Origin of the sequence: Pseudomonas sp. 8O (genome assembly GCF_902506495.1) — a bacterium.
Taxonomy (GTDB): Bacteria; Pseudomonadota; Gammaproteobacteria; order Pseudomonadales; family Pseudomonadaceae; genus Aquipseudomonas; species Aquipseudomonas chaetocerotis.
Genome location: NZ_LR733264.1, coordinates 321,757 through 343,592, shown reverse-complemented (window position 1 = coordinate 343,592; position 21,836 = coordinate 321,757). Strand labels below are relative to the sequence as shown.

The 21,836-nt window shown below is 62.3% G+C and carries 26 protein-coding genes; 14 read left to right on the top strand and 12 right to left on the bottom strand.

Translation table 11 applies throughout. From position 1 onward, the window contains the following. Positions 1 to 36: 36 nt before the first annotated feature. Genes GV002_RS04460 through GV002_RS04450 form a run of 3 tightly spaced genes read right to left on the bottom strand, consistent with a single transcriptional unit; the run spans position 37 to position 1,124 of the window. On the bottom strand, positions 37 to 654 hold the full coding sequence (locus tag GV002_RS04460) for an SOS response-associated peptidase (RefSeq protein WP_160017233.1): 618 nt from the start codon (positions 652 to 654) through the stop codon (positions 37 to 39). A 27-nt stretch (positions 655 to 681) separates the two neighbouring features. Next, positions 682 to 942, bottom strand: a complete 261-nt coding sequence (locus GV002_RS04455) for a putative signal transducing protein (protein ID WP_160017232.1) — start codon at positions 940 to 942, stop codon at positions 682 to 684. Continuing rightward, the gene (locus tag GV002_RS04450) at positions 942 to 1,124 is read right to left on the bottom strand and encodes a CPXCG motif-containing cysteine-rich protein (protein ID WP_160017231.1); all 183 of its coding nucleotides are present in this window, start codon (positions 1,122 to 1,124) and stop codon (positions 942 to 944) included. Before GV002_RS04450 ends, GV002_RS04455 begins: the two co-directional genes overlap by 1 nt. A 99-nt stretch (positions 1,125 to 1,223) precedes the next feature. Between GV002_RS04450 and GV002_RS04445 the strand changes: the two genes are divergently transcribed. Next, a complete protein-coding gene (locus GV002_RS04445; RefSeq protein WP_160017230.1) occupies positions 1,224 to 2,387 on the top strand; it encodes a 1-acyl-sn-glycerol-3-phosphate acyltransferase in 1,164 nt (387 codons plus the stop codon). Between the two features lie 64 nt (positions 2,388 to 2,451). Here GV002_RS04445 and GV002_RS04440 read toward each other — a convergent pair whose 3' ends face one another. Then, positions 2,452 to 2,727 (bottom strand): hypothetical protein, encoded by a 276-nt coding sequence (locus GV002_RS04440; RefSeq protein WP_160017229.1) that lies wholly within the window; start codon positions 2,725 to 2,727, stop codon positions 2,452 to 2,454. Positions 2,728 to 3,001: 274 nt separating this feature from the next. On the opposite strand from GV002_RS04440, the gene GV002_RS04435 reads away from it, so the two are divergent. Continuing rightward, on the top strand, positions 3,002 to 3,208 hold the full coding sequence (locus GV002_RS04435) for a hypothetical protein (protein WP_004424534.1): 207 nt from the start codon (positions 3,002 to 3,004) through the stop codon (positions 3,206 to 3,208). A gap of 61 nt (positions 3,209 to 3,269) precedes the next feature. Here the strand turns inward: GV002_RS04435 and GV002_RS04430 are convergent, their stop codons facing one another. Beyond that, positions 3,270 to 3,854: a YajG family lipoprotein gene (locus GV002_RS04430; protein ID WP_160017228.1), complete on the bottom strand. Its 585-nt coding sequence runs from the start codon at positions 3,852 to 3,854 to the stop codon at positions 3,270 to 3,272. Positions 3,855 to 4,020: 166 nt separating this feature from the next. Here GV002_RS04430 and GV002_RS04425 point away from each other — a divergent pair, with 166 nt between their 5' ends. Both GV002_RS04425 and mqo read left to right on the top strand, forming a co-directional pair. Beyond that, entirely contained in the window at positions 4,021 to 4,251 is a 231-nt protein-coding gene (locus tag GV002_RS04425; protein ID WP_160017227.1) for a hypothetical protein, read from the top strand. 461 nt (positions 4,252 to 4,712) lie between these two features. Further along, positions 4,713 to 6,212 (top strand): malate dehydrogenase (quinone), encoded by a 1,500-nt coding sequence (mqo, locus tag GV002_RS04420; RefSeq protein ID WP_160017226.1) that lies wholly within the window; start codon positions 4,713 to 4,715, stop codon positions 6,210 to 6,212. Positions 6,213 to 6,315: 103 nt separating this feature from the next. Here the strand turns inward: mqo and GV002_RS04415 are convergent, their stop codons facing one another. From GV002_RS04415 to rplU, 5 genes are all read right to left on the bottom strand, one after another. Next, the gene (locus GV002_RS04415) at positions 6,316 to 6,777 is read right to left on the bottom strand and encodes a CreA family protein (protein ID WP_160017225.1); all 462 of its coding nucleotides are present in this window, start codon (positions 6,775 to 6,777) and stop codon (positions 6,316 to 6,318) included. Between the two features lie 18 nt (positions 6,778 to 6,795). Further along, a complete protein-coding gene (gene proB / locus GV002_RS04410; RefSeq protein WP_160017224.1) occupies positions 6,796 to 7,914 on the bottom strand; it encodes a glutamate 5-kinase in 1,119 nt (372 codons plus the stop codon). 81 nt (positions 7,915 to 7,995) lie between these two features. Beyond that, positions 7,996 to 9,216 (bottom strand): Obg family GTPase CgtA, encoded by a 1,221-nt coding sequence (gene cgtA / locus GV002_RS04405; protein WP_055986966.1) that lies wholly within the window; start codon positions 9,214 to 9,216, stop codon positions 7,996 to 7,998. A 242-nt stretch (positions 9,217 to 9,458) separates the two neighbouring features. Further along, complete coding sequence (gene rpmA, locus GV002_RS04400) at positions 9,459 to 9,716, bottom strand: 50S ribosomal protein L27 (protein ID WP_004424545.1); 258 nt, start codon at positions 9,714 to 9,716, stop codon at positions 9,459 to 9,461. Between the two features lie 36 nt (positions 9,717 to 9,752). After that, positions 9,753 to 10,064 (bottom strand): 50S ribosomal protein L21, encoded by a 312-nt coding sequence (rplU, locus tag GV002_RS04395; RefSeq protein WP_004424548.1) that lies wholly within the window; start codon positions 10,062 to 10,064, stop codon positions 9,753 to 9,755. A 246-nt stretch (positions 10,065 to 10,310) separates the two neighbouring features. Here rplU and GV002_RS04390 point away from each other — a divergent pair, with 246 nt between their 5' ends. Further along, complete coding sequence (locus GV002_RS04390) at positions 10,311 to 11,279, top strand: polyprenyl synthetase family protein (RefSeq protein WP_160017223.1); 969 nt, start codon at positions 10,311 to 10,313, stop codon at positions 11,277 to 11,279. Between the two features lie 134 nt (positions 11,280 to 11,413). Here GV002_RS04390 and GV002_RS04385 read toward each other — a convergent pair whose 3' ends face one another. Then, the gene (locus GV002_RS04385) at positions 11,414 to 12,172 is read right to left on the bottom strand and encodes an SDR family oxidoreductase (protein WP_106733578.1); all 759 of its coding nucleotides are present in this window, start codon (positions 12,170 to 12,172) and stop codon (positions 11,414 to 11,416) included. Between the two features lie 108 nt (positions 12,173 to 12,280). Between GV002_RS04385 and GV002_RS04380 the strand changes: the two genes are divergently transcribed. The 8 genes from GV002_RS04380 to GV002_RS04345 all read left to right on the top strand — a co-directional run bounded on the left by GV002_RS04380 (position 12,281) and on the right by GV002_RS04345 (position 20,185). Further along, the gene (locus GV002_RS04380) at positions 12,281 to 13,015 is read left to right on the top strand and encodes a HugZ family protein (protein WP_160017222.1); all 735 of its coding nucleotides are present in this window, start codon (positions 12,281 to 12,283) and stop codon (positions 13,013 to 13,015) included. A 65-nt stretch (positions 13,016 to 13,080) separates the two neighbouring features. After that, on the top strand, positions 13,081 to 13,530 hold the full coding sequence (locus GV002_RS04375) for an FxsA family protein (RefSeq protein WP_160017221.1): 450 nt from the start codon (positions 13,081 to 13,083) through the stop codon (positions 13,528 to 13,530). Positions 13,531 to 13,853: 323 nt separating this feature from the next. Beyond that, a complete protein-coding gene (locus GV002_RS04370) occupies positions 13,854 to 14,147 on the top strand; it encodes a co-chaperone GroES (RefSeq protein ID WP_017675400.1) in 294 nt (97 codons plus the stop codon). Positions 14,148 to 14,196: 49 nt separating this feature from the next. After that, a complete protein-coding gene (groL, locus tag GV002_RS04365) occupies positions 14,197 to 15,843 on the top strand; it encodes a chaperonin GroEL (protein ID WP_160017220.1) in 1,647 nt (548 codons plus the stop codon). 284 nt (positions 15,844 to 16,127) lie between these two features. Beyond that, a complete protein-coding gene (locus GV002_RS04360; protein ID WP_160017219.1) occupies positions 16,128 to 16,832 on the top strand; it encodes a lipopolysaccharide kinase InaA family protein in 705 nt (234 codons plus the stop codon). A gap of 358 nt (positions 16,833 to 17,190) precedes the next feature. After that, entirely contained in the window at positions 17,191 to 17,427 is a 237-nt protein-coding gene (locus GV002_RS04355; protein WP_160017218.1) for a hypothetical protein, read from the top strand. A gap of 430 nt (positions 17,428 to 17,857) precedes the next feature. Further along, positions 17,858 to 18,589, top strand: coding sequence for a carbonic anhydrase (locus GV002_RS04350; RefSeq protein ID WP_306109743.1), 732 nt, complete (start codon positions 17,858 to 17,860; stop codon positions 18,587 to 18,589). Between the two features lie 84 nt (positions 18,590 to 18,673). After that, complete coding sequence (locus GV002_RS04345; protein ID WP_160017217.1) at positions 18,674 to 20,185, top strand: SulP family inorganic anion transporter; 1,512 nt, start codon at positions 18,674 to 18,676, stop codon at positions 20,183 to 20,185. Positions 20,186 to 20,488: 303 nt separating this feature from the next. On the opposite strand, the gene GV002_RS04340 is transcribed toward GV002_RS04345, so the two are convergent. Continuing rightward, on the bottom strand, positions 20,489 to 21,316 hold the full coding sequence (locus tag GV002_RS04340; protein WP_160017216.1) for an arylamine N-acetyltransferase family protein: 828 nt from the start codon (positions 21,314 to 21,316) through the stop codon (positions 20,489 to 20,491). A 179-nt stretch (positions 21,317 to 21,495) separates the two neighbouring features. On the opposite strand from GV002_RS04340, the gene GV002_RS04335 reads away from it, so the two are divergent. After that, positions 21,496 to 21,699, top strand: a complete 204-nt coding sequence (locus GV002_RS04335; protein WP_256667029.1) for a hypothetical protein — start codon at positions 21,496 to 21,498, stop codon at positions 21,697 to 21,699. The last annotated feature ends 137 nt before the right edge of the window (positions 21,700 to 21,836 follow it).

Genomic DNA, 21,836 nt, shown 5'->3' with positions numbered 1-21,836 from the left:
CCCAACCCCGGCTGTACCGCGACACCCCACGCAAGCTCAAGCCGGCGTCAGGCACTCCGGCGCATCCAGCTGTGGATCATTGACCAGCGTTGCCAGCGCGCGCTCACGCAACGCTATCTGCGGCTTGGCCAATAAAGCTGTCAGCTGTTGCGGCGGCGTGTCATTGCTCAACCACAATGCCTGTTCGTGTTCACCAAGAATCAACGGCCGCCGAAGCGTAGCGGCTTCCTGAGTGATCAACGCCACGCTCAGGTACTCCTGCCCGCCCACCGGATAAAGCTCCCACAACGCCGCGAAATACATCAGCGGGTCACCGTTGCTCATCCAGTAAGGCCGCTTGCGTGCGCCCCCGCGCCATTCATAGAAGCCGTTGGCCGGCAGCAGCGCACGGCGCTGACGAAAGGGCTCGCGGAACATCGGCTGCTCGGCCAGGGTTTCGGCACGCGCATGGGCCGGCGTCTTGGACAGATCCTTGAGCCAGGCCGGCGTCAGCCCCCAACGCGCCGCTGCCGCGTGTAGCCCTTGCTCGCCAGCGCGCAGCATCAGCACCTGGCCACTGGGTGCCAGGTTCCAGTGGGGCTTCTGGTCAGCGGGAAAACCGGGCAACGCCGCAAAAGCGGGCGACCAGCGAAACAGGGCATAACGTCCACACATGACACGACTCGACAGGCAGGGGGCGCGTCAACAGAGCAACACGCCCTGAAAGGACTCTGGCTCATCGCCAGGCACAGGTTGCGCCGCATTGTACTCAGCGATCAGCGTACGCGCCCGCTCGGCGTAAGGATCAGCGACGACCAAACCAAGTAACCCGCATGCCGGCAACTCACCCACCGCGCCGACCAGATGCTGCCCGAGCAGGTGCGCCTCGACGCCCTCACTGGCCAGCATGTCCAGCAGCATCTGCCCTTCCAGGAGGTTTTCCGGTTCGTAGATTCGTTGCATCAGTCGTTCTCCCCGCGAACGTCCAACTCCCATTCGGTGCCGTCCGTACGCAACTCGAACTGAATCGGCCGACAGCATACCGGACAGTCTTCGATGTAAGACTGGTCCCCGCCGGACAGATCCAGCAGCGCCTCGGCCGGTTCGCCGCAATAAGGGCAATAATATGACTCGCTTTCCAGCATCGCGGCCTCCTTGTGACTTGGCGGTATAATCGCCGGTCTACTGCTCACCCTGTTTAAGCAGACACCCTTTCAACCTTAGCCGTTCTAGAACAAGAGAGCATGATGGGCGCATTCGATGCCATCCGACCCTATGCCGATGCAGAAGTGCGCCCCGTACTGGCGCGCCTGCTTGCCGACCCGGCGTTTCTCGGCACCCTCACCCGTTTTCGCTTCCCGCGCCTGGCCGGGCCGTTGGGCTGGCTGCTCAAGCCGCTGATCGCCGCACGGCTGCGCAGCGAGTTCGCCAGCGTCGATTCGGTCACCAAGCTACAAGAGAAGATCGAGCCCTACATCGACCGCACCATCGAGCACGCCAGTGATGGCATCAGCTATTCCGGCCTGGAACACCTGCAGCCCGGCAAGCCCTACCTGTACCTGGCCAACCACCGCGACATCGTCATGGACCCGGCCTTCGTCAATTACGCCGTCTACCATGCCGGCCTGCAGACGCCACGTATCGCCATCGGCGACAACCTGTTGCAGCGTCCCTTCGTCAGCGACCTGATGCGCCTGAACAAGAGTTTCATCGTGCACCGCTCGATCAGCGGGCGACGCGAGAAGCTGGCGGCCTATCAACTGCTCTCGGCCTATATCAACCACTCGATTCGCGAAGATGGCGAGTCGATCTGGATCGCCCAGGCCGAGGGCCGCGCCAAGGACGGTGACGACCGTACCGACTCGGCAATCCTCAAGATGTTCCACATGAGCCGCAAGGACGAGCCGTTCGCAGACGTGATCGCGTCGCTGAACCTGATCCCGGTGTCGATCAGCTACGAGTACGATCCTTGCGACCTGGCCAAGGCCCGCGAACTGTGCGTGCGTGCCACCACAGGCAGCTACACCAAGGCGCCGGGCGAAGACGACGCCAGCATCGCCCTGGGCATCACCGGTTACAAAGGGCGCGTGCACCTGCACTTCAGTCCGCCTGTCGCTGGCCTGGAAGACACCAAGCAGCTTGCACAGGAGATGGATCGTCACATTCTCGGCCAGTATCGCCTGTTCCCCGTACACTACCTGGCCTACGCCATGTGGGAAGGCCGCGAGGCCGAGCTGAACGTGCCAGCGGCAAGCGACATGTTCGATGCCGCGGAACTGGCCAAGGCCGAAGCTCAGTGGAACAAACGCCTGGTCGCCTGCAGCGCCGAAGAAAAACCATTCCTGATTCTTCAGTACGCCAATCCGGTGCGGAACCAGTACCGGATCAAGGCGGGGCTCCCCCTGTAAAAACCCTGCGCTACAAACGAAAACGGCAGCCATCAGGCTGCCGTTTTCGTTTATCGCTCAAGCATCAAAGCCGCGTGCTGGCCCAGGACAGTATCAGGGCTGCGCCCAGGCAGACGGCACCGAAACGATAGAAGAAGCGATTGATCCGCACGGTGCGCTCGTCCTGAATCTCGGCTTCATCCAGCTCGCCCTGAGCCAGCACTCGCGCCATGCCGCGCTGCTCACGCACGCGGGTCATCAGACACAGCCAGGCACCCGCTACAGCGAAGAACAATGCCAACGAATTGACCGCTCCGGCCGGATGGGCGAGGAACAGCGACCACAACACCTGCAGCGACATGCAACACCTCGGGAACAGCATGGTGCAGCAACCTCGCCACTGCACCAGAATGGGGATTTCGACCGAGAAACGGTGCGTCTCAGCCCTCGAAAAGTCGTCGCGCAGTGTACTGAAATAGCGCTTTTATAAGGTTCGTTTCCGACGAACGCGGCCCGCTATCCCGAAATCGTCTGAAAACTGTCATATGCCTGGCCTAGGGTTTGTATCTCCAATAGTGACCAAACAGTCACGACTGTTACTGGAGCCAAAACCCAACGTCCCTGGAGGACCTGCCATGCTTAATTCACAACCGCTGGATCGCGATTACCTGATCGACTCGCTGGATGAAGTGGACGCCGTGGTCGACGAACTCTCCTTCAACGTGCAGGACCAGCACTGGCTGGTGTACTGCGCCCTTGGCGGCCATGAGCATTACGACCTGCCGGACATCGACAACCGTACCGGCATGAGCCTGCCAGAGTTCTACGCGGAAGCGGCATGAAGCCCCAGGGCAAATGAAAACGCCCCGCAATGCGGGGCGTTTTTCGTAGCGTCGCCAGCAATTACTGAAGCAGAACCTGGCCGATGGTCGGGTCCTTGAACGCGCGGGTCAGCGCGTCGCTGAGCACGTCACCCACCAGCTTGGTGTTGGTCTGCTGATTCGGTGCGGTGCCGAAGCGCTGGTTCAACGAGGCACCGTAACGGCCGGTATAACGGCGGCTGCCACCTTGCACGTCGGCACGAATGGAGGCCGAGACATCTGCCTCGGTGACGTACATACCCTCTTTGGGCGACTGATACTTCAGTTCCGCCAGGGTGATGGTCAACTGCGGCGCGTTGTAGGCGTTGGCCGACGGGGTGAAGCCAAGCAGACGTACAGCAGCCTCGGCCTCAGCCTGCAGTCTGGGCAGCACATATTCGGGGCTGACGCTGATGGAACTGGTTTCCGGATACAGGCCGCCGCGGGTGCCAAGCACCGGCGAAGGACGGCCGTCGACCACGCGCACCACCACCGGCTGGCCCTGACCCACAGCGGTCAGCGAGCTGGTGAGCTTGGGTTGCGGGGTGAGTTGCTGAGGGCTGAGGGCGCAACCGGCCAGAGTCAGGCTGGCGGCAGCAAGCAAGGCGATCAACGCACGGTGCAGCATGCTCATCTCTCCGAGTGAGGTAAAAGTGGCCGGCAGTATACCCACCGCGGCCTGAGGCCGACAGTATTGCCGCATAGGACCGTCAGCACAGCGTCGCGGTTCCTGTCATCAGCCTGTCACCGCGCCCTGGCATAAAGGCACCTGTCAATTCGCTGGAGCCTTCGCCATGCTTTTGCGCCGCCTGTTCAGCCGCGCTCGCCCGATACGCCACTTTGCCCTGATCGATGGTGAGGGTCTTTGCCGCGCCCTGCGGCAGATGCAGGAACACCCGAGCCAGGCTGGCTGGGTGGAAGTTCACGAGCCGAGCATCACCTGGTTGGGCTGCCACCTGCCCGCCGGTGCCCGGATCACCCCGGTCGTCACACACGCACCAGCCGCTCGCCCGTTGGCGGCCTGACCGGCGGAAGAATAAAAGTCACGCAGGGGCGACCAATTTCCCCTCATTCACCGTTATAATCGCGCCCCGATTATAAGGACGTCTCCTGATCGGGCCGCACGACCTCGCCGATGCAACGTCATCGCCCCGCCCCAGAGAGTCGCCCACTTCGAGCTGCCGCTTCCGGCCAGCCGCTTTCAGCCCATATGCAGAGCCGATAGCAGCCATGCGTTGCATGATTTGCACGGGCAAAAGCGTGCCGAGGCAGTCGAGCTTTTGAGGTTCACCGCTCCAAAAGAGCGTGAAAAAACGGTTTTTACAACTTCACAAGAGTGTGGCGAACAAATGAACAGTTTTGCGTCCGCAAATCCCAGCCTTGACCCTCCCCGCCGAACGACAGGGCATTACGCCTGAGTCTGCCGGTATCGCCCTGAAAGGCCGAACGGCCGTCCATCTGGTGCAGTTTTCTTGGAGAGAGGTTAATGGCGCATAACGATTACCAAAGCGTAGATGTGGTGCTGGTTGGCGCTGGCATCATGAGCGCGACCCTGGGCGTGCTGCTCAAGGAACTCAACCCCGGCATCACGCTGGAAGTGGTAGAGCTGCGCGAGTCCGGCGCAGTGGAAAGCTCCAACCCCTGGAACAACGCCGGCACCGGTCACGCCGCGCTGTGCGAGCTGAACTACACCCCGGAAGGCGCAGACGGCAGCATCGACATCAACAAGTCGGTGAACATCAATGCCCAGTTCGAGGAGTCCAAGCAGTTCTGGGCTTACCTGATCGAAAAAGGCGCGATCAACTCGCCGAAAACGTTCATCAACCCGGTCCCGCACATGAGCTTCGTGCGCGGCAACAGCGGAATCGCCTTCCTCAAGAAGCGTTTCGAGGCGCTGCGCCAGCATCACGCCTTCACCGAGATGGAGTACACCGAGGATCGCGCCACCATCGCCGAATGGGCGCCGCTGCTGATCCCGGGCCGCGATAGCAACGAGCCGCTGGCGATGACCCGTGTGCAGGCCGGTACCGACGTCAACTTCGGTGCGGTCACCGAGCAGATGCTCGCCTACCTGACTACCCAGCCCGACGCCAAGGTCACCTGCAACCAGAAGGTCACCGACCTCAAGCGCGACGGTGAAGGCTGGCTGGTGGACATCAAGGACACCCGCTCCGGCGCCACGCGCAAGCTCAAGAGCAAGTTCGTCTTCCTCGGTGCTGGCGGCGGCGCGCTGCCGCTGCTGCAACTGTCCGGCATCCCGGAAGGCAAAGGCTTTGGCGGCTTCCCGGTGAGTGGTCAGTGGCTGCGTTGCGACAACCCGGAAATCGTCAAACAGCACCAGGCCAAGGTCTACAGCCAGGCTGCCGTGGGCTCGCCACCGATGTCCGTGCCGCACCTCGATACCCGCGTGGTCGATGGCAAGAAATCCCTGCTGTTCGGCCCCTACGCCGGCTTCACCACCAAGTTCCTCAAGCACGGCTCGTTCCTCGACCTGCCGCTGTCGGTACGCCCCAACAACCTCGGGCCGATGCTGGCGGTGGCGCGCGACAACCTGGACCTGACCCGCTACCTGATCAAGGAAGTGATGCAGTCCGAGGAGCAGCGCCTGAACACCCTGCGCGGCTTCTACCCCGAAGCCAAGGCCGAGGACTGGCGCCTGGAAGTCGCTGGCCAGCGCGTGCAGATCATCAAGAAGGACAGCAAGAACGGCGGCGTGCTGCAGTTCGGCACCGAACTGGTGGCTGCAGCCGACGGTACCATCGCGGCTCTGCTCGGCGCCTCGCCGGGCGCTTCGGTCACCGTGTCGATCATGCTCGACCTGATCCACCGCTGCTTCCCCGAGCAGGCCAAGAGCGACGACTGGCGCAGCAAGCTGGACGAGATCTTCCCGGCCATGGCCGATGTTCTGTCCAAGGACGCCGAGCGCTACCACGAAGTGCAAACGCAATCGAACCAGCGCCTGCAGCTGGATACCCCCAGCGCCTGATCATGGCGCATGAAAAAACCGCCCTTCGGGGCGGTTTTCTTTTAGACGTAGGGTGCGCCTTGCGCACCTTCATGCATGGGATGTTCGGTGCGCACGGCGCACCCTACGGTTGGCCCCAGGGCAGGATCGGAATGGCTGTCACCGCATTCTGCGGGCTACCCTCGATCACCCGGTCGCTGTATACCAGATACACCAGCGTGTTGCGCTTGCTGTCGAAGAAACGCACCACCTGCATGGTCTTGAACACCAGCGAAGTGCGCTCCTTGAACACCTCCTCCCCGTCCTTGAGCGTGCCCTTGAATGCAATGGGGCCGACCTGGCGGCAGGCGATGGACGCTTCGGCACGATCCTCGGCCAGACCCAGACCACCCTTCACCCCGCCGGTCTTGGCACGCGACAGGTAGCAGGTCACACCGTCCACCTTGGGATCATCAAAGGCCTCGACGACGATCTTGTCGTTGAGCCCGACCCATTTGAACACCGTCGACACTTCACCAATGGTTTCGGCCAGTGCCAGGCCGGGCAGCATCAGCAGGCCCAGCAGACATCCCTTGAACAGACGCATGGTTTGCTCCTTTCGCCTCTAAACCAGAATCAGGTTATCCCGATGCACCAGCTCCGGCTCATCGACATAGCCGAGCAGCTTCTCGATGGCATCGGATGGCTGGCCAATGATCTTCTGTGCTTCCAGCGCGCTGTAGTTGACCAGGCCGCGCGCGATCTCACGGCCGTCAGGCGATACGCAGACCACCATCTCGCCACGGCGGAAGCTACCCTGCACAGCCTTCACGCCGACCGGCAGCAGGCTCTTGCGATCCTGGCTCAGCGCCTTGACCGCGCCGGCATCCAGCACCAGCGTGCCACGGGTCTGCAGGTGACCCGCCAGCCACTGCTTGCGCGCCGCCAGCAAGCCACGCTCGGGGGCCAGCAGCGTGCCCAAACGTTCGCCAGCCTTGAGTCGCGCCAGCACCTGCTCGATGGCACCACCAACGATCACCGTATGCGCGCCAGAGCGCGCAGCCAGACGCGAGGCGCGCAACTTGGTCTGCATGCCGCCACGCCCCAGCGCACCGCCGACGCCACCGGCCACGGCATCCAGTGCCGGGTCATCGGCGCGGGCTTCGAAGATCAGCTCGGCATCGGGGTTGTGACGCGGGTCGGCGTTGTACATGCCGTCGCGGTCGGTGAGGATCACCAGCAGATCGGCTTCCACCAGGTTGGCCACCAGCGCGGCCAGGGTGTCGTTGTCGCCGAAGCGGATTTCATCGGTGACCACGGTGTCGTTCTCGTTGATCACCGGGATCACGTCGAGATTCACCAAGGTGCGCAAGGTGCTGCGCGCGTTGAGATAGCGCTTGCGGTCGGAGAGATCGTCGTGCGTCAGCAGCACCTGTGCGGTACGGCGACCGTGTTCGGCAAAGCTCGACTCCCAAGCCTGCACCAGGGCCATCTGGCCAATGGCGGCAGCGGCCTGCAACTCATGCATCGCACTGGGTCGGCTGGTCCAACCCAGGCGGCTCATACCGGCCGCCACAGCGCCGGAGGACACCAGCACCAGTTCCACGCCCTGCTCACGCAGCGCGACCATCTGCTTGACCCACACCGCCATGGCAGCACGATCCAGGCCACGCCCGTCGGCGGTCAGCAGCGCACTGCCGATCTTCACCACCCAGCGCCGCGCGCCGGTCACCTTGTCACGCATGATCTTCCAACCTTAGCCAGAAAATGATGGGGTCCACCCCACCTACAAAAACGCCGCAATTAAGCGGCGTTAGAAATTTGCTTAATCCCGGACGTAAATGATTTCCGGGCCATCGTCGTCTTCTTCGTCGAGGAAGTCATCGTCCTCGTCGATATCATCGACACTGCGCACACCGGATTTACGCAGCGCACGCTGATCGTCCAGCGCCTGCAGACGGGCACGCGCCTCGTCTTCGATGCGCTGATCCAGCTCGGCCAGCTCCTCGGCGAATACCGGGTCCTCGGCGATGCGCTCGGCACGTACTTCCAGGTAATGCATGATGTCGCGGCTGATACGCTCGGTGCCGTCGCGGCTGATGGCCGAAACCACGTAAACCGGACCCTGCCAGTTCAAACGGGCAACGATATCGGCCTTGCGCGCCTCACGCTCGTCCTCGGGCACCTGGTCCATCTTGTTCAGCACCAGCCAGCGATCGCGCTCGGCCAACGCCGGGCTGAAGCGCCCGAGCTCGTCGATGATGACCTGTGCAGCCTCGGCCGGATCGCTCTCGTCCAGCGGCGCCATGTCCACCAGGTGCAGCAGCAGGCGGGTACGCGCCAGGTGCTTGAGGAAGCGAATACCCAGGCCGGCACCGTCCGAAGCGCCTTCGATCAGCCCCGGAATGTCGGCGACGACGAAGCTCTTGAAGCGATCGACGCTGACCACGCCCAGGTTCGGCACCAGGGTGGTGAAGGGGTAATCGGCGACTTTCGGCTTGGCAGCGGAAACGGCGCGGATGAAGGTGCTCTTGCCGGCATTGGGCAGACCGAGCAGGCCGACGTCGGCCAGCACTTTCAGCTCAAGCTTGAGATCGCGCGACTCGCCCGGCTTGCCCGGCGTGGTCTGGCGCGGCGCACGGTTGGTACTGGACTTGAAGCGGGTGTTGCCCAGGCCGTGCCAGCCGCCCTGGGCGACCATCAGGCGTTGACCGGCCTTGACCAGGTCACCAATCACTTCCTGAGTCGCCACGTCGATCACCGTGGTGCCAATCGGCACCGGCAGAATCAGGTCTTCGCCCTTGGCGCCGGTGCAGTCGGTGCTGCCGCCCTTCTCGCCATTCTGCGCGTTGAATTTACGCGTGTAGCGGTAATCGATCAGGGTATTGAGGTTGGCGGTGGCCTCGAGGAATACCGAGCCACCGTCGCCACCGTCGCCACCGTTGGGGCCGCCCTTCTCGATGAATTTCTCGCGACGGAAGGCCATCATGCCGTTACCGCCGTCACCGGCTTTTACAAAAATCGAAACTTCGTCGACAAATTTCATGGATACGCCTCCCGCAAGCGCTGCGGGTCAACAGAACAACGTAAAGGCCCTTGCCGGATGACCCCACGCGAACAGCGTGGCGTTACGGGTGATCGGGCAAGAACCCAAGGATACAGAAACAAAAAAAACGCCTGGAGCGTTTTTTAACGTCGCTTGCGACGGCCCGGAGGGATGCCGCCATGGACGGCGGGCCAATAAAAAAGCCCCGTCCTACGGACAGGGCTTTTCCAGCGCGTAGGCGATTAGGCCTGAACGACGCTCACGTAGCGACGGCCGAAAGCGCCCTTCACTTCGAACTTGACCACGCCTTCGACTTTAGCGAAGAGGGTGTGGTCTTTGCCCATGCCCACGCCGAAACCGGCATGGAACTCGGTGCCGCGCTGACGAACGATGATGTTGCCGGCCTTGATGACCTGACCACCATACATCTTCACGCCAAGGCGTTTACTTTCGGAATCGCGGCCGTTACGGGTAGAACCGCCAGCTTTTTTGTGTGCCATGAGTCAATACTCCTATAAAGGATCGGGGCCGACGAATCAGGCCTGGATACCGGTGATTTTGATCTCAGTGAACCACTGACGGTGGCCCTGACGCTTCATGTGGTGCTTACGACGGCGGAACTTGATGATACGCACTTTGTCGTGACGGCCTTGCGAAACGACTTCGGCAACCACTTTAGCGCCGTCTACGACCGGAGCGCCGATCTGAACGTCGTCGCCATTGCCGATCAGCAGAACGCGATCGAAAGTCACGGCTTCGCCGGTGGCGACTTCGAGCTTCTCGATCTTGAGGAATTCGCCTTCGGTGACTTTGTATTGCTTGCCACCAGTAACAATTACTGCGTACATGGTAAATCTCCGTTGATCCTGCTCACCCAGCGCTTTAGAAAAGTCGTTATTGGCTGGCATGGCTGCTTGGGGCCGGAAGTGACACCCTTGCAATTGCGTAAGGCAGGGAAATGCCCAGGGGGAAGTTCAGGGTGCGCGATTGTACGCAAGCGCAGACCGCTTCGCAAGGCCCACAGGCACTTGCCTTGACAGCCCCCACCCCGCCACCTAGCATGCCGCGCAACCTCAAAGGAGCACCTGTCGCCGATGCAACCCCAGGCTTTCTACCGCGTGGTAGCGGACGATTTCACCGCCGTCGATGGCATCATTCGCCAACAGGTGGTTTCCCGCGTGCCGCTGGTGGAAAAGATCGGCGACTATATCATTTCCGCTGGCGGCAAACGCCTGCGCCCGCTGCTGGTGCTGCTCAGCGGTCGCGCGCTGGGTTACCAGGCCGACGACCTGCGCCTGCTGGCCGCCACCATCGAATTTCTGCATACCGCCACCCTTCTGCATGACGATGTGGTCGACATGTCCGATATGCGCCGCGGCCGTAGCACCGCCAATGCCCAGTGGGGCAACGCACCGAGCGTACTGGTGGGCGACTTCCTTTATTCACGCTCGTTCGAAATGATGGTCGAGCTCGGCTCCATGCCGGTGATGAAGATTCTCTCCCACGCCACCCGCGTGATCGCCGAAGGTGAAGTGCTGCAACTGTCCAAGGTTCGCGACGCCAGCACCACGGAAGAGACCTACATGGAAGTCATCCGCGGCAAGACCGCGATGCTGTTCGAAGCCTCGACTCATGCCGCCGCCGCGCTGGCCGGCGCCAACGAAGCACAGCGCGAAGCCCTGCGCACCTTCGGCGATCACCTGGGCATCGCCTTCCAACTGGTCGACGACCTGCTCGACTACAAAGGCGACGCAGCCGAGCTGGGCAAGAACGTCGGTGATGATCTCGCCGAGGGCAAGCCGACGCTGCCGCTGATCTACACCATGCGTGAAGGCACCGAGGAACAGGCAGCACTGGTGCGCCGCGCGATTCAGAAAGGCGGTATCGAAGACCTGGAAAGCATCCGCGCCGCCGTGGATGCCGCCGGCGCTCTGGATTACACCGCCAGACTCGCTCGCGACTACGCCGAACGCGCAATTGCCTGCCTGGAAGTGCTGCCGGCCGGGGAATATCGCGAGGCGCTGGTGGAGCTGAGCCGTTTCGCTGTCGCTCGCACGCATTGAAAGCTGCGGTGCGCACGGCGCACCCTACGAAAAGCAAACAGAACGCCGCCATTAGGGTGCGCCTTGCGCACCAGCTGTCGGAAACGAAAAACGCCCCGAACCAGTCGGGGCGTTTTTCGTTCAGGCCGGGTGAATTACAGGCGCAGGCCGCCGTCCAGTTCCAGAATACGACCGGTGTAATAGTCGTTTTCCAGAATGTAGGCCACCGAATGCGCGATCTCGGCCGGCTTGCCCATGCGCTTGAGCGGAATGCCCGAGGTCATCTTCTCCAGGGCTTCCGGCTTCATGCTGCCGGTCATCTCGGTTTCGATGAAGCCCGGCGCCACGCCCGCTACGCGAATGCCGTAACGCGCCAGTTCCTTGGCCCAGACCACGGTGTCGGCAGCTACGCCCGCCTTGGCTGCGGAGTAGTTTGCCTGCCCCATGTTGCCGGCACGCGAGATCGAGGAAATGTTGACGATCGCGCCTTCATTCTTCAGTTCGATCATCTTCGCCGCCACTTCGCGAGTGCAAAGGAATACGCCGGTCAGGTTGACATCGATCACCGCCTGCCACTGCGCCAGGCTCATCTTGGTCATCTCGCCATCCTTCACGCGGATGGTCAGACCATCGCGCAGGATGCCTGCGTTGTTGACCAGGCCGTTGATAGCACCGAAGTCATCGGCCACCTGGGCGACCATATGGGTCACCTGCTCTTCATCGGCCACGTTGCACAGGTAGCTGCGGGCATCGCCACCGGCGGCCTTGCAGGCAGCCACGGCTTCGTCGAGTTTTTCCTGGTTCAGATCGACCAGCGCCAGCTTGGCGCCCTTGGCTGCCAGGTACTCACCCATGGCGCGGCCCAGTCCCTGGCAACCGCCAGTGATGATGATGACTTTGTCTTTCAGTTGCATCGCTTTATCCCCTCAAGGTGCAGCATTTACCGACCCCGCTGATGCCCGCTAACCGCTATGCTAGGGCGTCTGTCCGTTTCTGACGGATTCTTTGCGAGGAGTCATAAGGTGAGCGTGAAAGCCGGCAAGCATGCACGAGAATTGCTGCTCAAGGAATACCGTGGCGTGCTCAGCACCCACTCCAAGGCCATGCCGGGTTTCCCTTTCGGATCGGTGGTGCCCTACTGCCTGGACGCCGAGGGCCGGCCGCTGATCCTGATCAGCCGCATCGCCCAGCACACCCATAATCTCGGGCAGAACGCCAAATGCTCGCTATTGGTCGGCGAACGTGGCGCAGAGGATGTGCAGGCGGTCGGCCGCCTCACTTTGCTCGCCGAAGCACGACAGTTGCATGACGAAGACGCAATCGAAGCGGCCGCACAGCGTTATTACCGTTTTTTCCCCCAGTCGCGCGACTACCATCGGGCGCATGATTTCGATTTCTGGCGCCTGGAGCCAGTGCGCTGGCGCTTCATCGGCGGTTTTGGCGCCATTCACTGGCTCGACCACGTCGCCCTGGCCAATCCCTTTGCGACAGACGGCAGCGAAGCGAGCATGGTCGAGCACATGAACGACGACCACGCCAGCGCCATCGCGCATTACGTCGAACTGGCCGGCCTGCCGCAACACGAACCCGCGCAGATGGCCGGTGTCGACAGTGAAGGTTTTCATCTGCGCATCGGCCAGAGCCTGTACTGGCTGCCCTTTCCCGCACCCTGCAGCAATCCCGGCGCCGTGCGCCAGGCATTGGTGCAGCTGGCTCGAGCCGAAAGCTGGCCGACCAGCGGTACGCCTTCAGCTTGAATTCAGGCCATTACCCCATACTTAATTCCTACTGGAAGCTCGCTTCCGTCAAGGACCCTCTGAAAATGCGCGCGTTTCTATTCCTCTTCCTGCTGTTTCCGATCATCGAACTGGCCCTGCTGATCAAGGTCGGCAGCGCCATTGGCGTGCTGCCCACGCTCATGCTGGTGATCGGCACCGCCATCCTAGGTAGCGTGTTGCTGCGCGTTGCCGGCGTCGCCACTGCCTGGCGCGCCCGTGAAAAACTCTCGCGTGGCGAGCTGCCTGAGCAGGAAATGCTCGAAGGCCTGCTCATCGCCGTCGGCGGTGGCCTGCTGCTGCTGCCGGGCTTCATCAGCGACATATTCGGTGTGCTCTGCCTGATTCCCTTCACCCGTCGCCTGTTGGTCGGCAAGATTCGTCGCCGCGCCGAGGAGCAGGCCCTGCGTCAACGTGCCTTCTTCGACGATGCCGCCGCTCGCTCCGGACAGACTCGGCCCAACGTGCTCGAAGGCGATTACGAGCGCCGCGACTGATCCCTACAGCACCTGCAGGAGCCGGCTTGCCGGCGATCTCTCTCTGGCTGATCGCCGGCAAGCCGACTCCTACGCAAAGTCGTCAGGCTGCGGTGCTTGCCGCGAGTGCCGCCCCCTCTGCAGCGCAAAAAAATTCACTTCCTCCCCTTGAAATGCACTTGCCCGCCCACATGTAGCAGTCACCGCAAGGTGCCTGCCCTCTGAGGCAGTCCGACTTTCGCGGTGCGCCCAGCGTGCCGCGCCCGGCCTCGCCGGATTTTACAAACCCGCCGACCAATCAAGAGTCGGCAAGTTGGCCATTCAATTGTTAGGAGAGATCGACAATGAAGCTTCGTCCTCTGCATGACCGCGTCGTGATCCGTCGCAGCGAAGAAGAGACCAAAACCGCAGGCGGCATCGTGCTGCCGGGTTCGGCCGCCGAGAAGCCGAACCAAGGTGAAGTCGTTGCCGTCGGTACCGGTAAGGTTCTGGATAACGGCGAAGTCCGTCCGCTGGCCGTCAAGGTCGGTGACAAGGTGGTATTCGGCCCTTACTCCGGCAGCAACACCGTCAAGGTCGACGGCGAAGACCTGCTGGTAATGGGCGAGAACGAAATCCTCGCTGTCGTCGAAGCCTGATTCCCACGAATCTCCGTTTTAACCTTCAAGAATTTGAGGACTGATCAACATGGCTGCTAAAGAAGTCAAGTTTGGCGATTCCGCCCGCAAGAAAATGCTCGTTGGCGTCAACGTACTGGCCGACGCCGTCAAAGCCACCCTCGGCCCGAAAGGCCGTAACGTGGTGCTGGCCAAATCCTTCGGCGCCCCGACCATCACCAAAGACGGTGTTTCGGTTGCCAAGGAAATCGAACTGAAAGACGCCTTCGAAAACATGGGCGCCCAGCTGGTCAAGGACGTTGCGTCCAAGGCCAACGACGCGGCCGGTGACGGCACCACCACCGCTACCGTTCTGGCTCAAGCCATCGTCAACGAAGGCCTGAAATCCGTCGCTGCCGGCATGAACCCGATGGATCTGAAGCGCGGCATCGACAAGGCCACCATCGCCATCGTTGCCCAACTTAAAGAGCTGGCCAAGCCGTGCACCGACACCAAGGCCATCGCTCAGGTAGGCACCATCTCCGCCAACTCCGACCACTCCATCGGTGACATCATCGCCGAAGCCATGGAAAAGGTCGGTAAAGAAGGCGTCATCACCGTTGAAGAAGGCTCGGGCCTGGAAAACGAACTGTCCGTCGTAGAAGGCATGCAGTTCGACCGCGGCTACCTGTCGCCGTACTTCATCAACAAGCCGGACACCATGGTTGCCGAGCTCGAAGGCCCGCTGCTGCTGCTGGTCGACAAGAAGATCTCCAACATCCGCGAACTGCTGCCGGTTCTGGAAGCCGTTGCCAAGGCTGGCCGTCCGCTGCTGATCGTGGCTGAAGACGTCGAAGGCGAAGCCCTGGCTACCCTGGTCGTCAACAACATGCGCGGCATCGTCAAAGTCGCTGCCGTCAAGGCTCCGGGCTTCGGCGACCGCCGCAAGGCCATGCTGCAGGACATCGCCATCCTGACCGGCGGTACCGTGATCTCCGAAGAAGTTGGCCTGTCCCTGGAAAGCGCCACTCTGGAGCACCTGGGTAACGCCAAGCGCGTCGTGCTTAACAAGGACAACACCACCATCATCGATGGTGCTGGTGCCCAGGTCGACATCGAAGCCCGCGTTGCACAGATCCGCAAGCAGGTCGAAGAAACCTCTTCCGACTACGACAAAGAGAAGCTGCAAGAGCGTCTGGCCAAACTGGCTGGCGGTGTTGCCGTGATCAAGGTTGGCGCTGCCACCGAAGTCGAGATGAAAGAGAAGAAGGCCCGCGTTGAAGACGCCCTGCACGCTACCCGCGCTGCCGTGGAAGAAGGCGTGGTACCTGGCGGCGGCGTGGCCCTGGTTCGCGCTCTGCTGGCCATCGACGAGCTGAAAGGCGACAACGAAGACCAGAACGTCGGTATCGCTCTGCTGCGCCGCGCTGTCGAAGCGCCGCTGCGTCAGATCGTTGCCAACGCCGGCGGCGAGCCGAGCGTAGTGGTCGACAAGGTCAAGCAGGGTTCGGGCAACTTCGGCTTCAACGCCGCTACCGACACCTACGGCGACATGATCGAGATGGGTATTCTCGACCCGGCCAAGGTCACCCGTTCGGCCCTGCAGGCTGCTGCCTCCATCGGCGGCCTGATGATCACCACCGAGGCCATGGTTGCCGAAGCGGCTGACGACAAGGCTCCGTCCATGCCTGACATGGGTGGCATGGGCGGCATGGGTGGTATGGGCGGCATGATGTAAGCCGACCGGCACCCACGCAGCACAAAGAACCCCGCGCCAGTCGCGGGGTTTTTTTTTGGCCTGCCATCCATGGCGGCCACCCTGCGGGCCGTCGCTACGCGACGTTAAAAATTTCTCCCGGAAAATTTTTATTCCCGATGAAAAGCGATACAGATCGAAAAATTCGATTTCATTGCCGGTGGACTCGGGAACGTTGCTTGCATATGTTTCGTTACCACCCTGAACGACGTAGCAGCCGTTCACGAGACGGGCGCTGCGCCAACCTCCAATAGAAGAACAAAAATATGGCCCTTTGCAGTACGAGCGAAATCCCTCAGCAGGCATTCCAACACTGGTGGCAACAGCAAGGTGATTGGGTCGAAGAGCCCAACGTTCGCCGTGGCGGCGAGAGTGGCGTGCAGCGCCTACTGGATGAAACCGGCGTGCTCTACGCCAAGAAACAGATCGGCCACATCTATCGCAGCCTGCTGCACCCAAAAGGACGCCCGACCGTACTGCGCGAACGCAGTGCATTGCTGGCTCTGGATGCACTCGGCGTGCCCGTTCCCCAGCTGATCTACTGCGGCGTCCAACACGACCCACAGCAAGGCTGGCGCGGCCTGCTGGTGACCGCAGAGCTCGAAGGCTTCATGGATATCGAAAGCTGGTACGCCAAAGGCGGCCGCGAAGCCTGTGGCGAAGCCGTACATGCCCAGCTGCTGCAACTTGTTGGCGCGACTCTGGCGCGTATGCACCTGGGGCGCTGGCAGCACGGCTGCCTGTATGCCAAACATATCTTCGTCAACCTTGTCGACGAAACGCCGCAGGTTGCCCTGCTGGATCTGGAGAAAAGCCGGCGCCGCCTGACTCGCGCCCGGGCCGCTCAGCACGACCTGTCTCAACTACGACGTCACAGCCCCTGGTCCGACGACGACTGGCAGCGACTGCTGCAGGGCTATCGCCAGATTTTCGCCGGTGGCGTCAAGGGCCTCGGCACGTCTATTGCGTGAGTAAACGGCTGCCGGCCCAGAGCCGGCAGTGTTTTATCCGCAACACCTCGTTCCATCCGCATCATCCCCACCAGGAAGTGGCTCTACCTTGCACCTTTGCGCTGGGTAGCAAGAAAAGCTGCAGGCGACTGCGACTGCCAGGGCCGGCTGTTACAGGGGGCCGTAACAGGCACCTAAGGTTACGTCGATACGTTACCCGCACCATTGTTGAACCACCCAACAAGGCCCGTGTCCCACCACAGCCCCGGCTGGTGTCAGCTACGCGCTAAGACCGTTCGTCGCATGAAACGACGACAAGGCAATGGGTGATCTAGGTTTAGCGAACAGCGTTTGGCAGCGCTTTCAAGGGGTTAGCAAAATGAAATTAGAAATAGCACGAGGTTTGTTCCTTGGCCTCGCACTCAGCGTAACGGCAATCGCTGCCGCAGCCTGGCAGGAGCCCGGCCCCCGCGTACTGGAAGCACAGGCCTGCACCGCTGTGCAACCCTGCTCAACCGCACCTTTGCGCAAGCAGGTACAACCCGCCGCCAAACCGGACGCCAACCTGCTTGTGTTGATGTTCGGCCTCAGTGGTGCGATGAAGGGCGAGCAGTAAGTCCCCACGATCAGGCCTCGCCAAGCGGGCTGATCTGCATCCGCAGGTGGCCCGCCAGGCGTCAGCTTCTGACACTTGCACCCATGCTGCTCGAGTAGCCGTACTGCTCATTCGTATCCCCCATTTCCCGCCCGGCCGTCACAAGGGCCAAGCCCCTGAAAGTGCCCGCATAAGTGCAATGCTATTCACTTAAGGCTGCGTGCGCTTAGCTCCCCTCTCCCTGAGCCTCTTCCCAGAGGGGCAAGGGGACTGATCGCGTCCGATCATTTCTTCTGTGAACAGCATTACCCGCATAGTGGCGTTTTAGAGCCTCTCGTTCAGTTTTGATTAAGTAAGAATCCTTATCGTTGCCCTGGAAGTGACCGACTGGTCACAGGCGTTTGGCTGGCAGTCGAGAACGTCACCGATGAAAATCACAGGAGATGCAACGATGAACTCAACCGCTTCCCGAACCGGCAACACCCTGCGCCCCGTCGCCAAGGACAACGCTCAGGCCGCCCTGCAACAACTGCTGCAGGGTTTTCGGCGTTTCCGCCAGGAGGTCTACCCGCAGCAGCAGGCGCTGTTCAAGCGTCTTGCCTCGGCGCAATCGCCCAGCGCGATGTTCATCACCTGCGCCGACTCGCGCATCGTGCCGGAGCTGATCACCCAGAGCGACCCCGGCACCCTGTTCGTCACCCGCAACGTGGGTAACGTGGTACCTCCCTACGGACAGATGAACGGCGGCGTATCCACTGCCATCGAGTACGCCGTACTGGCGCTCGGCGTACAGCACATCATCGTCTGCGGCCATTCCGACTGTGGCGCGATGAAGGCGGTGCTCAACCCGGATAGCCTCGACGGCATGCCCACGGTACGCGCCTGGCTGCGTCACGCCGAGGTGGCCCGCAGTGTGGTAGCGGACAACTGCAACTGCGGCAGCGCCCATGAAACCCTCGGCGTGCTGACCGAAGAGAACGTGGTGGCCCAGCTCGACCACCTGCGCACTCACCCTTCCGTCGCCGCCCGTCTGGCCAGCGGCCAGTTGCAGATCCATGGCTGGGTCTACGACATCGACAGCGGCGGCATCCGCGCCTACGACGCCGCCTCGGGCCACTTCCTCGCGCTCGATGGCGACGAGCAGCCCTGCGCCACCCCGCAACCCCGCTACGCCAGCGCCTGATCTATCCGTTTCCCCCGAGCCTGCGCGAACAGAGCGCGCGGGCACGGGCTGCTTTTGCCCGCGAGATGGGCAAGGAGATTCCCCATGAATGTATTTCGCACACTGCCACGGGACGCGCTGGCGTCCGTGGTGGTCTTTCTCGTCGCCCTGCCGCTGTGCATGGGCATCGCCATCGCCTCCGGCATGCCACCGGCCAAGGGACTGATCACCGGCATCATCGGCGGCCTGGTAGTCGGCTTCATCGCCGGAGCGCCACTACAGGTGAGCGGCCCGGCTGCCGGCCTCGCCGTACTGGTGTTCGAACTGGTGCGTACTCACGGCATGGCCGCGCTAGGCCCGGTATTGCTGCTGGCCGGACTGATCCAGCTGGTCGCCGGCGCCTTGCGCCTGGGCGGCTGGTTTCGCGTCACCGCGCCGGCGGTGGTCTACGGCATGCTCGCCGGCATCGGCATCCTCATCGTGTTGTCGCAGGTGCACGTGATGATCGATGCCGCGCCCAAGGCCTCCGGCCTGGACAACCTGCTGGCCTTCCCCGGCGCCGTGCGTGATGCGCTGAGCCTGATCGGCAGCAACGCCATGATCGCAGGTGCAGTGGGCCTCGGCACCATCGCCAGCATCTGGCTGTGGGAGCGTTTTCGTCCGGCACCGCTGCGCTTTCTGCCTGGCGCACTGGTCGGCGTGACGCTCGCCACTCTGGCCAGCCTGTGGCTCGCGTTACCGGTCAAGCGCGTGGAACTGCCAGCCAATCTCGGCGATGCCATCGACTGGATCACCCCACAAGGTCTGGCCAGCCTGGCCGATCCGCAACTGCTGATCGCCGCCCTCGCCTTGGCCTTTATCGCCAGCGCCGAGACGCTGTTGTCTGCCGCTGCCGTCGACCGCATGCACGATGGCCCGCGTGCGCGCTTCAACCGCGAGCTTTCCGCCCAGGGCATCGGCAACATGCTCTGCGGTGCGGTCGGCGCCCTGCCGATGACCGGCGTGATCGTGCGCAGCTCGGCCAACGTCCAGGCCGGCGCACGCGGCCGCGCCTCGACCATCCTCCACGGCGCCTGGCTACTGGCCCTGGTCGCTCTGCTGCCCGTCGTACTGCAGAGCATCCCGGTGGCCAGCCTCGGCGCGGTACTGGTGTACACCGGCTGCAAACTGGTCGACCCCAAGGCCATGCGCAACCTCGGCCAGTACGGCCGTGCCCCGGTGTTCATCTACGCCGCCACGGCGCTGTGCATCGTCTTCACCGACCTGCTGACCGGCGTGCTGATGGGCTTCGGCCTGACGCTGCTGAAACTGGTCTGGAGCGCCTCACGCCTGCGCGTGAAACTGGTACCCACCGGCCCGAACAGCGCCGAACTGCGCATGAGCGGCGCCGCCACCTTCCTCCGTGTGCCACAACTGGCCAAGCTGCTGGCCAGTGTCGAGCCGGGCACACGACTGCATCTGAGCCTGGCGCGGGTCAGCTACATCGACCATGCCTGCATGGAGCTGCTGGAAGACTGGGGCCGCTCCGCCCGCGCCCAAGGTGGTGGGCTGGAGATCGTCGAAGGGGCTGCGCTGAAGCGCCGGGTAGAAGGTCGGCAGCGCACCGCGCTGGCCTGATTGCCAGGGCCGGGCGAAAGCCAAGAGTGCATGCAGCTAGAGCGGGGGCAGGTGTGTCTGCAACACCAGACCAACCGACTGGGCGAACGCGTCCTGTCCCTGAATGAAACGGTGGACAAGCTTCGCGTTGTCCACCCTACGTAAATCCGGGCTACTTGCTGATCGCGGTCCATCAGCAATCTCAGCAGGCTTTCGAGGCTTCCGAGATTTTCGCGGCTGAAGCCGCTCCTACAGATTTGGGTGGCTTCGGGTCGCGGCTGAAGCCCCTCCCATAAGAGCGAGGCGATACCAGCGGCCTTGCCTTCACGCCCCCGTAATCAACCGCTCGATGATCTCCCGCCGCTCAGGATGCTCCGGCACCTGAATGCCAAACTCCTCGCGTAACACCCTCAGCACCTCATCGACACTCTGCAACTGCACTCGCTCGCTCGCCTGCCCCAGGCGGTGAATGGCGAAGCTGCCGTTATTCAGGGTCTTGCGTAAGCCTGGGCCGGTGCGCGCAGCGATCATCTGGCCGAGGAAGGGCGAATCCGGGTGGGTGCACACGTACCAGTTGCCCACCACGTAATCGATATCCGCCACCTTCTGCAGATCGAAGACGTACATCGCCCGCCAGCTACCCGCCACCAATGCGCGCAGGGTGTAGGTACCGTCCACCAGCGTCAGCCGATAGGGCTCATGCGGCGTGGCCTGTTCGGCCTCGCTATCGAGCAGCAGGGGACCGGTCGGCACCATGCCGCCGAAACCAACGTCGGTGATGTAGCGCACGCCATCGATCGTCACCAGCACCAGCATATGGGTGCGCGCCGGCAGGGCATCCTCCGGGCCGCCCATCACTACGCGGCCGGTCAGCCCGCGCGCGTCGAACCCCAACGCCTGCAACAGCAGCAAGTACAGGCGGTTGAGTTCGAAGCAGTAACCGCCACGGCCCTGGCGCAGCAGCTTGTCCTGAATCGCGGCGGGTTCGACCTCGACCGGCACGCGCAGCATGCTCGCCAGGGTTTCGAAGGGGAACTCGGCGGTGTGCCGCGCCTGCAGTTCGCGCAAGGTGTCGAGAGTCGGTGGCGGTGCCGACGAGTAACCCAGGCGCTCGAGGCACCTGTGTAGATCCAGCATGAATGGCTCGGTCATCGTGCATCTCCCTTTTCTATCTGCCGGCTGTTTTACCAGAGGGCGTGGATGGACGATATGCAACGAACGGCATGGCGTACTCGAATCAGCACTTTCGGTTTGCGGCAGCCGGCACACACAAACCGGCATGAATGCGCCAATCTATCGCTTACCGCACGAGCTTGCCCGAGGACTCCATGATGCACCTGCGCCGTTTCTGTACCTTTTCCCTGTTACTCACCCTGGGCGGCTGCGGCGCCGGTGAGACGGCCGCTACGGCGACACTCCAGGCTGAGCAGGCCAAACTGGCTCAGCAGCAGATGGAGCAGCTCAAGCAGCAGATCGACCAGGCCAATGCGGCGAACACGCAGCGCCTGCAGGAGGCCATCGATCAGGCGCAGTGACCGGCGCCTCGTGCAGGGCGCAGCTCCATCCAGCGGCGAGCGCTGGCAGCGAACAGCACGTTCGCCTGAAAACAGGGAGGCCGGTCACAAGACTGGTCTTTTTCTTTAATGCCCTGCAGTTATCCACCTGTAGTGGA

Coding starts and splice junctions, on each gene's coding strand:
- GV002_RS04425 (WP_160017227.1), top strand. CDS start 4,021: ATGCTTTTGCGCCGCCTGTTCAGCCGCGCTCGCCCGATACGCCACTTT.
- GV002_RS04355 (WP_160017218.1), top strand. CDS start 17,191: ATGAAATTAGAAATAGCACGAGGTTTGTTCCTTGGCCTCGCACTCAGC.
- GV002_RS04345 (WP_160017217.1), top strand. CDS start 18,674: ATGAATGTATTTCGCACACTGCCACGGGACGCGCTGGCGTCCGTGGTG.
- GV002_RS04385 (WP_106733578.1), bottom strand. CDS start 12,172: ATGCAACTGAAAGACAAAGTCATCATCATCACTGGCGGTTGCCAGGGA.
- GV002_RS04340 (WP_160017216.1), bottom strand. CDS start 21,316: ATGACCGAGCCATTCATGCTGGATCTACACAGGTGCCTCGAGCGCCTG.
- groL (WP_160017220.1), top strand. CDS start 14,197: ATGGCTGCTAAAGAAGTCAAGTTTGGCGATTCCGCCCGCAAGAAAATG.
- GV002_RS04415 (WP_160017225.1), bottom strand. CDS start 6,777: ATGCGTCTGTTCAAGGGATGTCTGCTGGGCCTGCTGATGCTGCCCGGC.
- mqo (WP_160017226.1), top strand. CDS start 4,713: ATGGCGCATAACGATTACCAAAGCGTAGATGTGGTGCTGGTTGGCGCT.
- GV002_RS04360 (WP_160017219.1), top strand. CDS start 16,128: ATGGCCCTTTGCAGTACGAGCGAAATCCCTCAGCAGGCATTCCAACAC.
- rpmA (WP_004424545.1), bottom strand. CDS start 9,716: ATGGCACACAAAAAAGCTGGCGGTTCTACCCGTAACGGCCGCGATTCC.
- GV002_RS04440 (WP_160017229.1), bottom strand. CDS start 2,727: ATGTCGCTGCAGGTGTTGTGGTCGCTGTTCCTCGCCCATCCGGCCGGA.
- cgtA (WP_055986966.1), bottom strand. CDS start 9,216: ATGAAATTTGTCGACGAAGTTTCGATTTTTGTAAAAGCCGGTGACGGC.
- GV002_RS04450 (WP_160017231.1), bottom strand. CDS start 1,124: ATGCTGGAAAGCGAGTCATATTATTGCCCTTATTGCGGCGAACCGGCC.
- GV002_RS04350 (WP_306109743.1), top strand. CDS start 17,858: ATGAACTCAACCGCTTCCCGAACCGGCAACACCCTGCGCCCCGTCGCC.
- GV002_RS04335 (WP_256667029.1), top strand. CDS start 21,496: ATGCACCTGCGCCGTTTCTGTACCTTTTCCCTGTTACTCACCCTGGGC.
- proB (WP_160017224.1), bottom strand. CDS start 7,914: ATGCGTGACAAGGTGACCGGCGCGCGGCGCTGGGTGGTGAAGATCGGC.
- GV002_RS04375 (WP_160017221.1), top strand. CDS start 13,081: ATGCGCGCGTTTCTATTCCTCTTCCTGCTGTTTCCGATCATCGAACTG.
- GV002_RS04390 (WP_160017223.1), top strand. CDS start 10,311: ATGCAACCCCAGGCTTTCTACCGCGTGGTAGCGGACGATTTCACCGCC.
- GV002_RS04455 (WP_160017232.1), bottom strand. CDS start 942: ATGCAACGAATCTACGAACCGGAAAACCTCCTGGAAGGGCAGATGCTG.
- rplU (WP_004424548.1), bottom strand. CDS start 10,064: ATGTACGCAGTAATTGTTACTGGTGGCAAGCAATACAAAGTCACCGAA.
- GV002_RS04445 (WP_160017230.1), top strand. CDS start 1,224: ATGATGGGCGCATTCGATGCCATCCGACCCTATGCCGATGCAGAAGTG.
- GV002_RS04460 (WP_160017233.1), bottom strand. CDS start 654: ATGTGTGGACGTTATGCCCTGTTTCGCTGGTCGCCCGCTTTTGCGGCG.
- GV002_RS04435 (WP_004424534.1), top strand. CDS start 3,002: ATGCTTAATTCACAACCGCTGGATCGCGATTACCTGATCGACTCGCTG.
- GV002_RS04370 (WP_017675400.1), top strand. CDS start 13,854: ATGAAGCTTCGTCCTCTGCATGACCGCGTCGTGATCCGTCGCAGCGAA.
- GV002_RS04430 (WP_160017228.1), bottom strand. CDS start 3,854: ATGCTGCACCGTGCGTTGATCGCCTTGCTTGCTGCCGCCAGCCTGACT.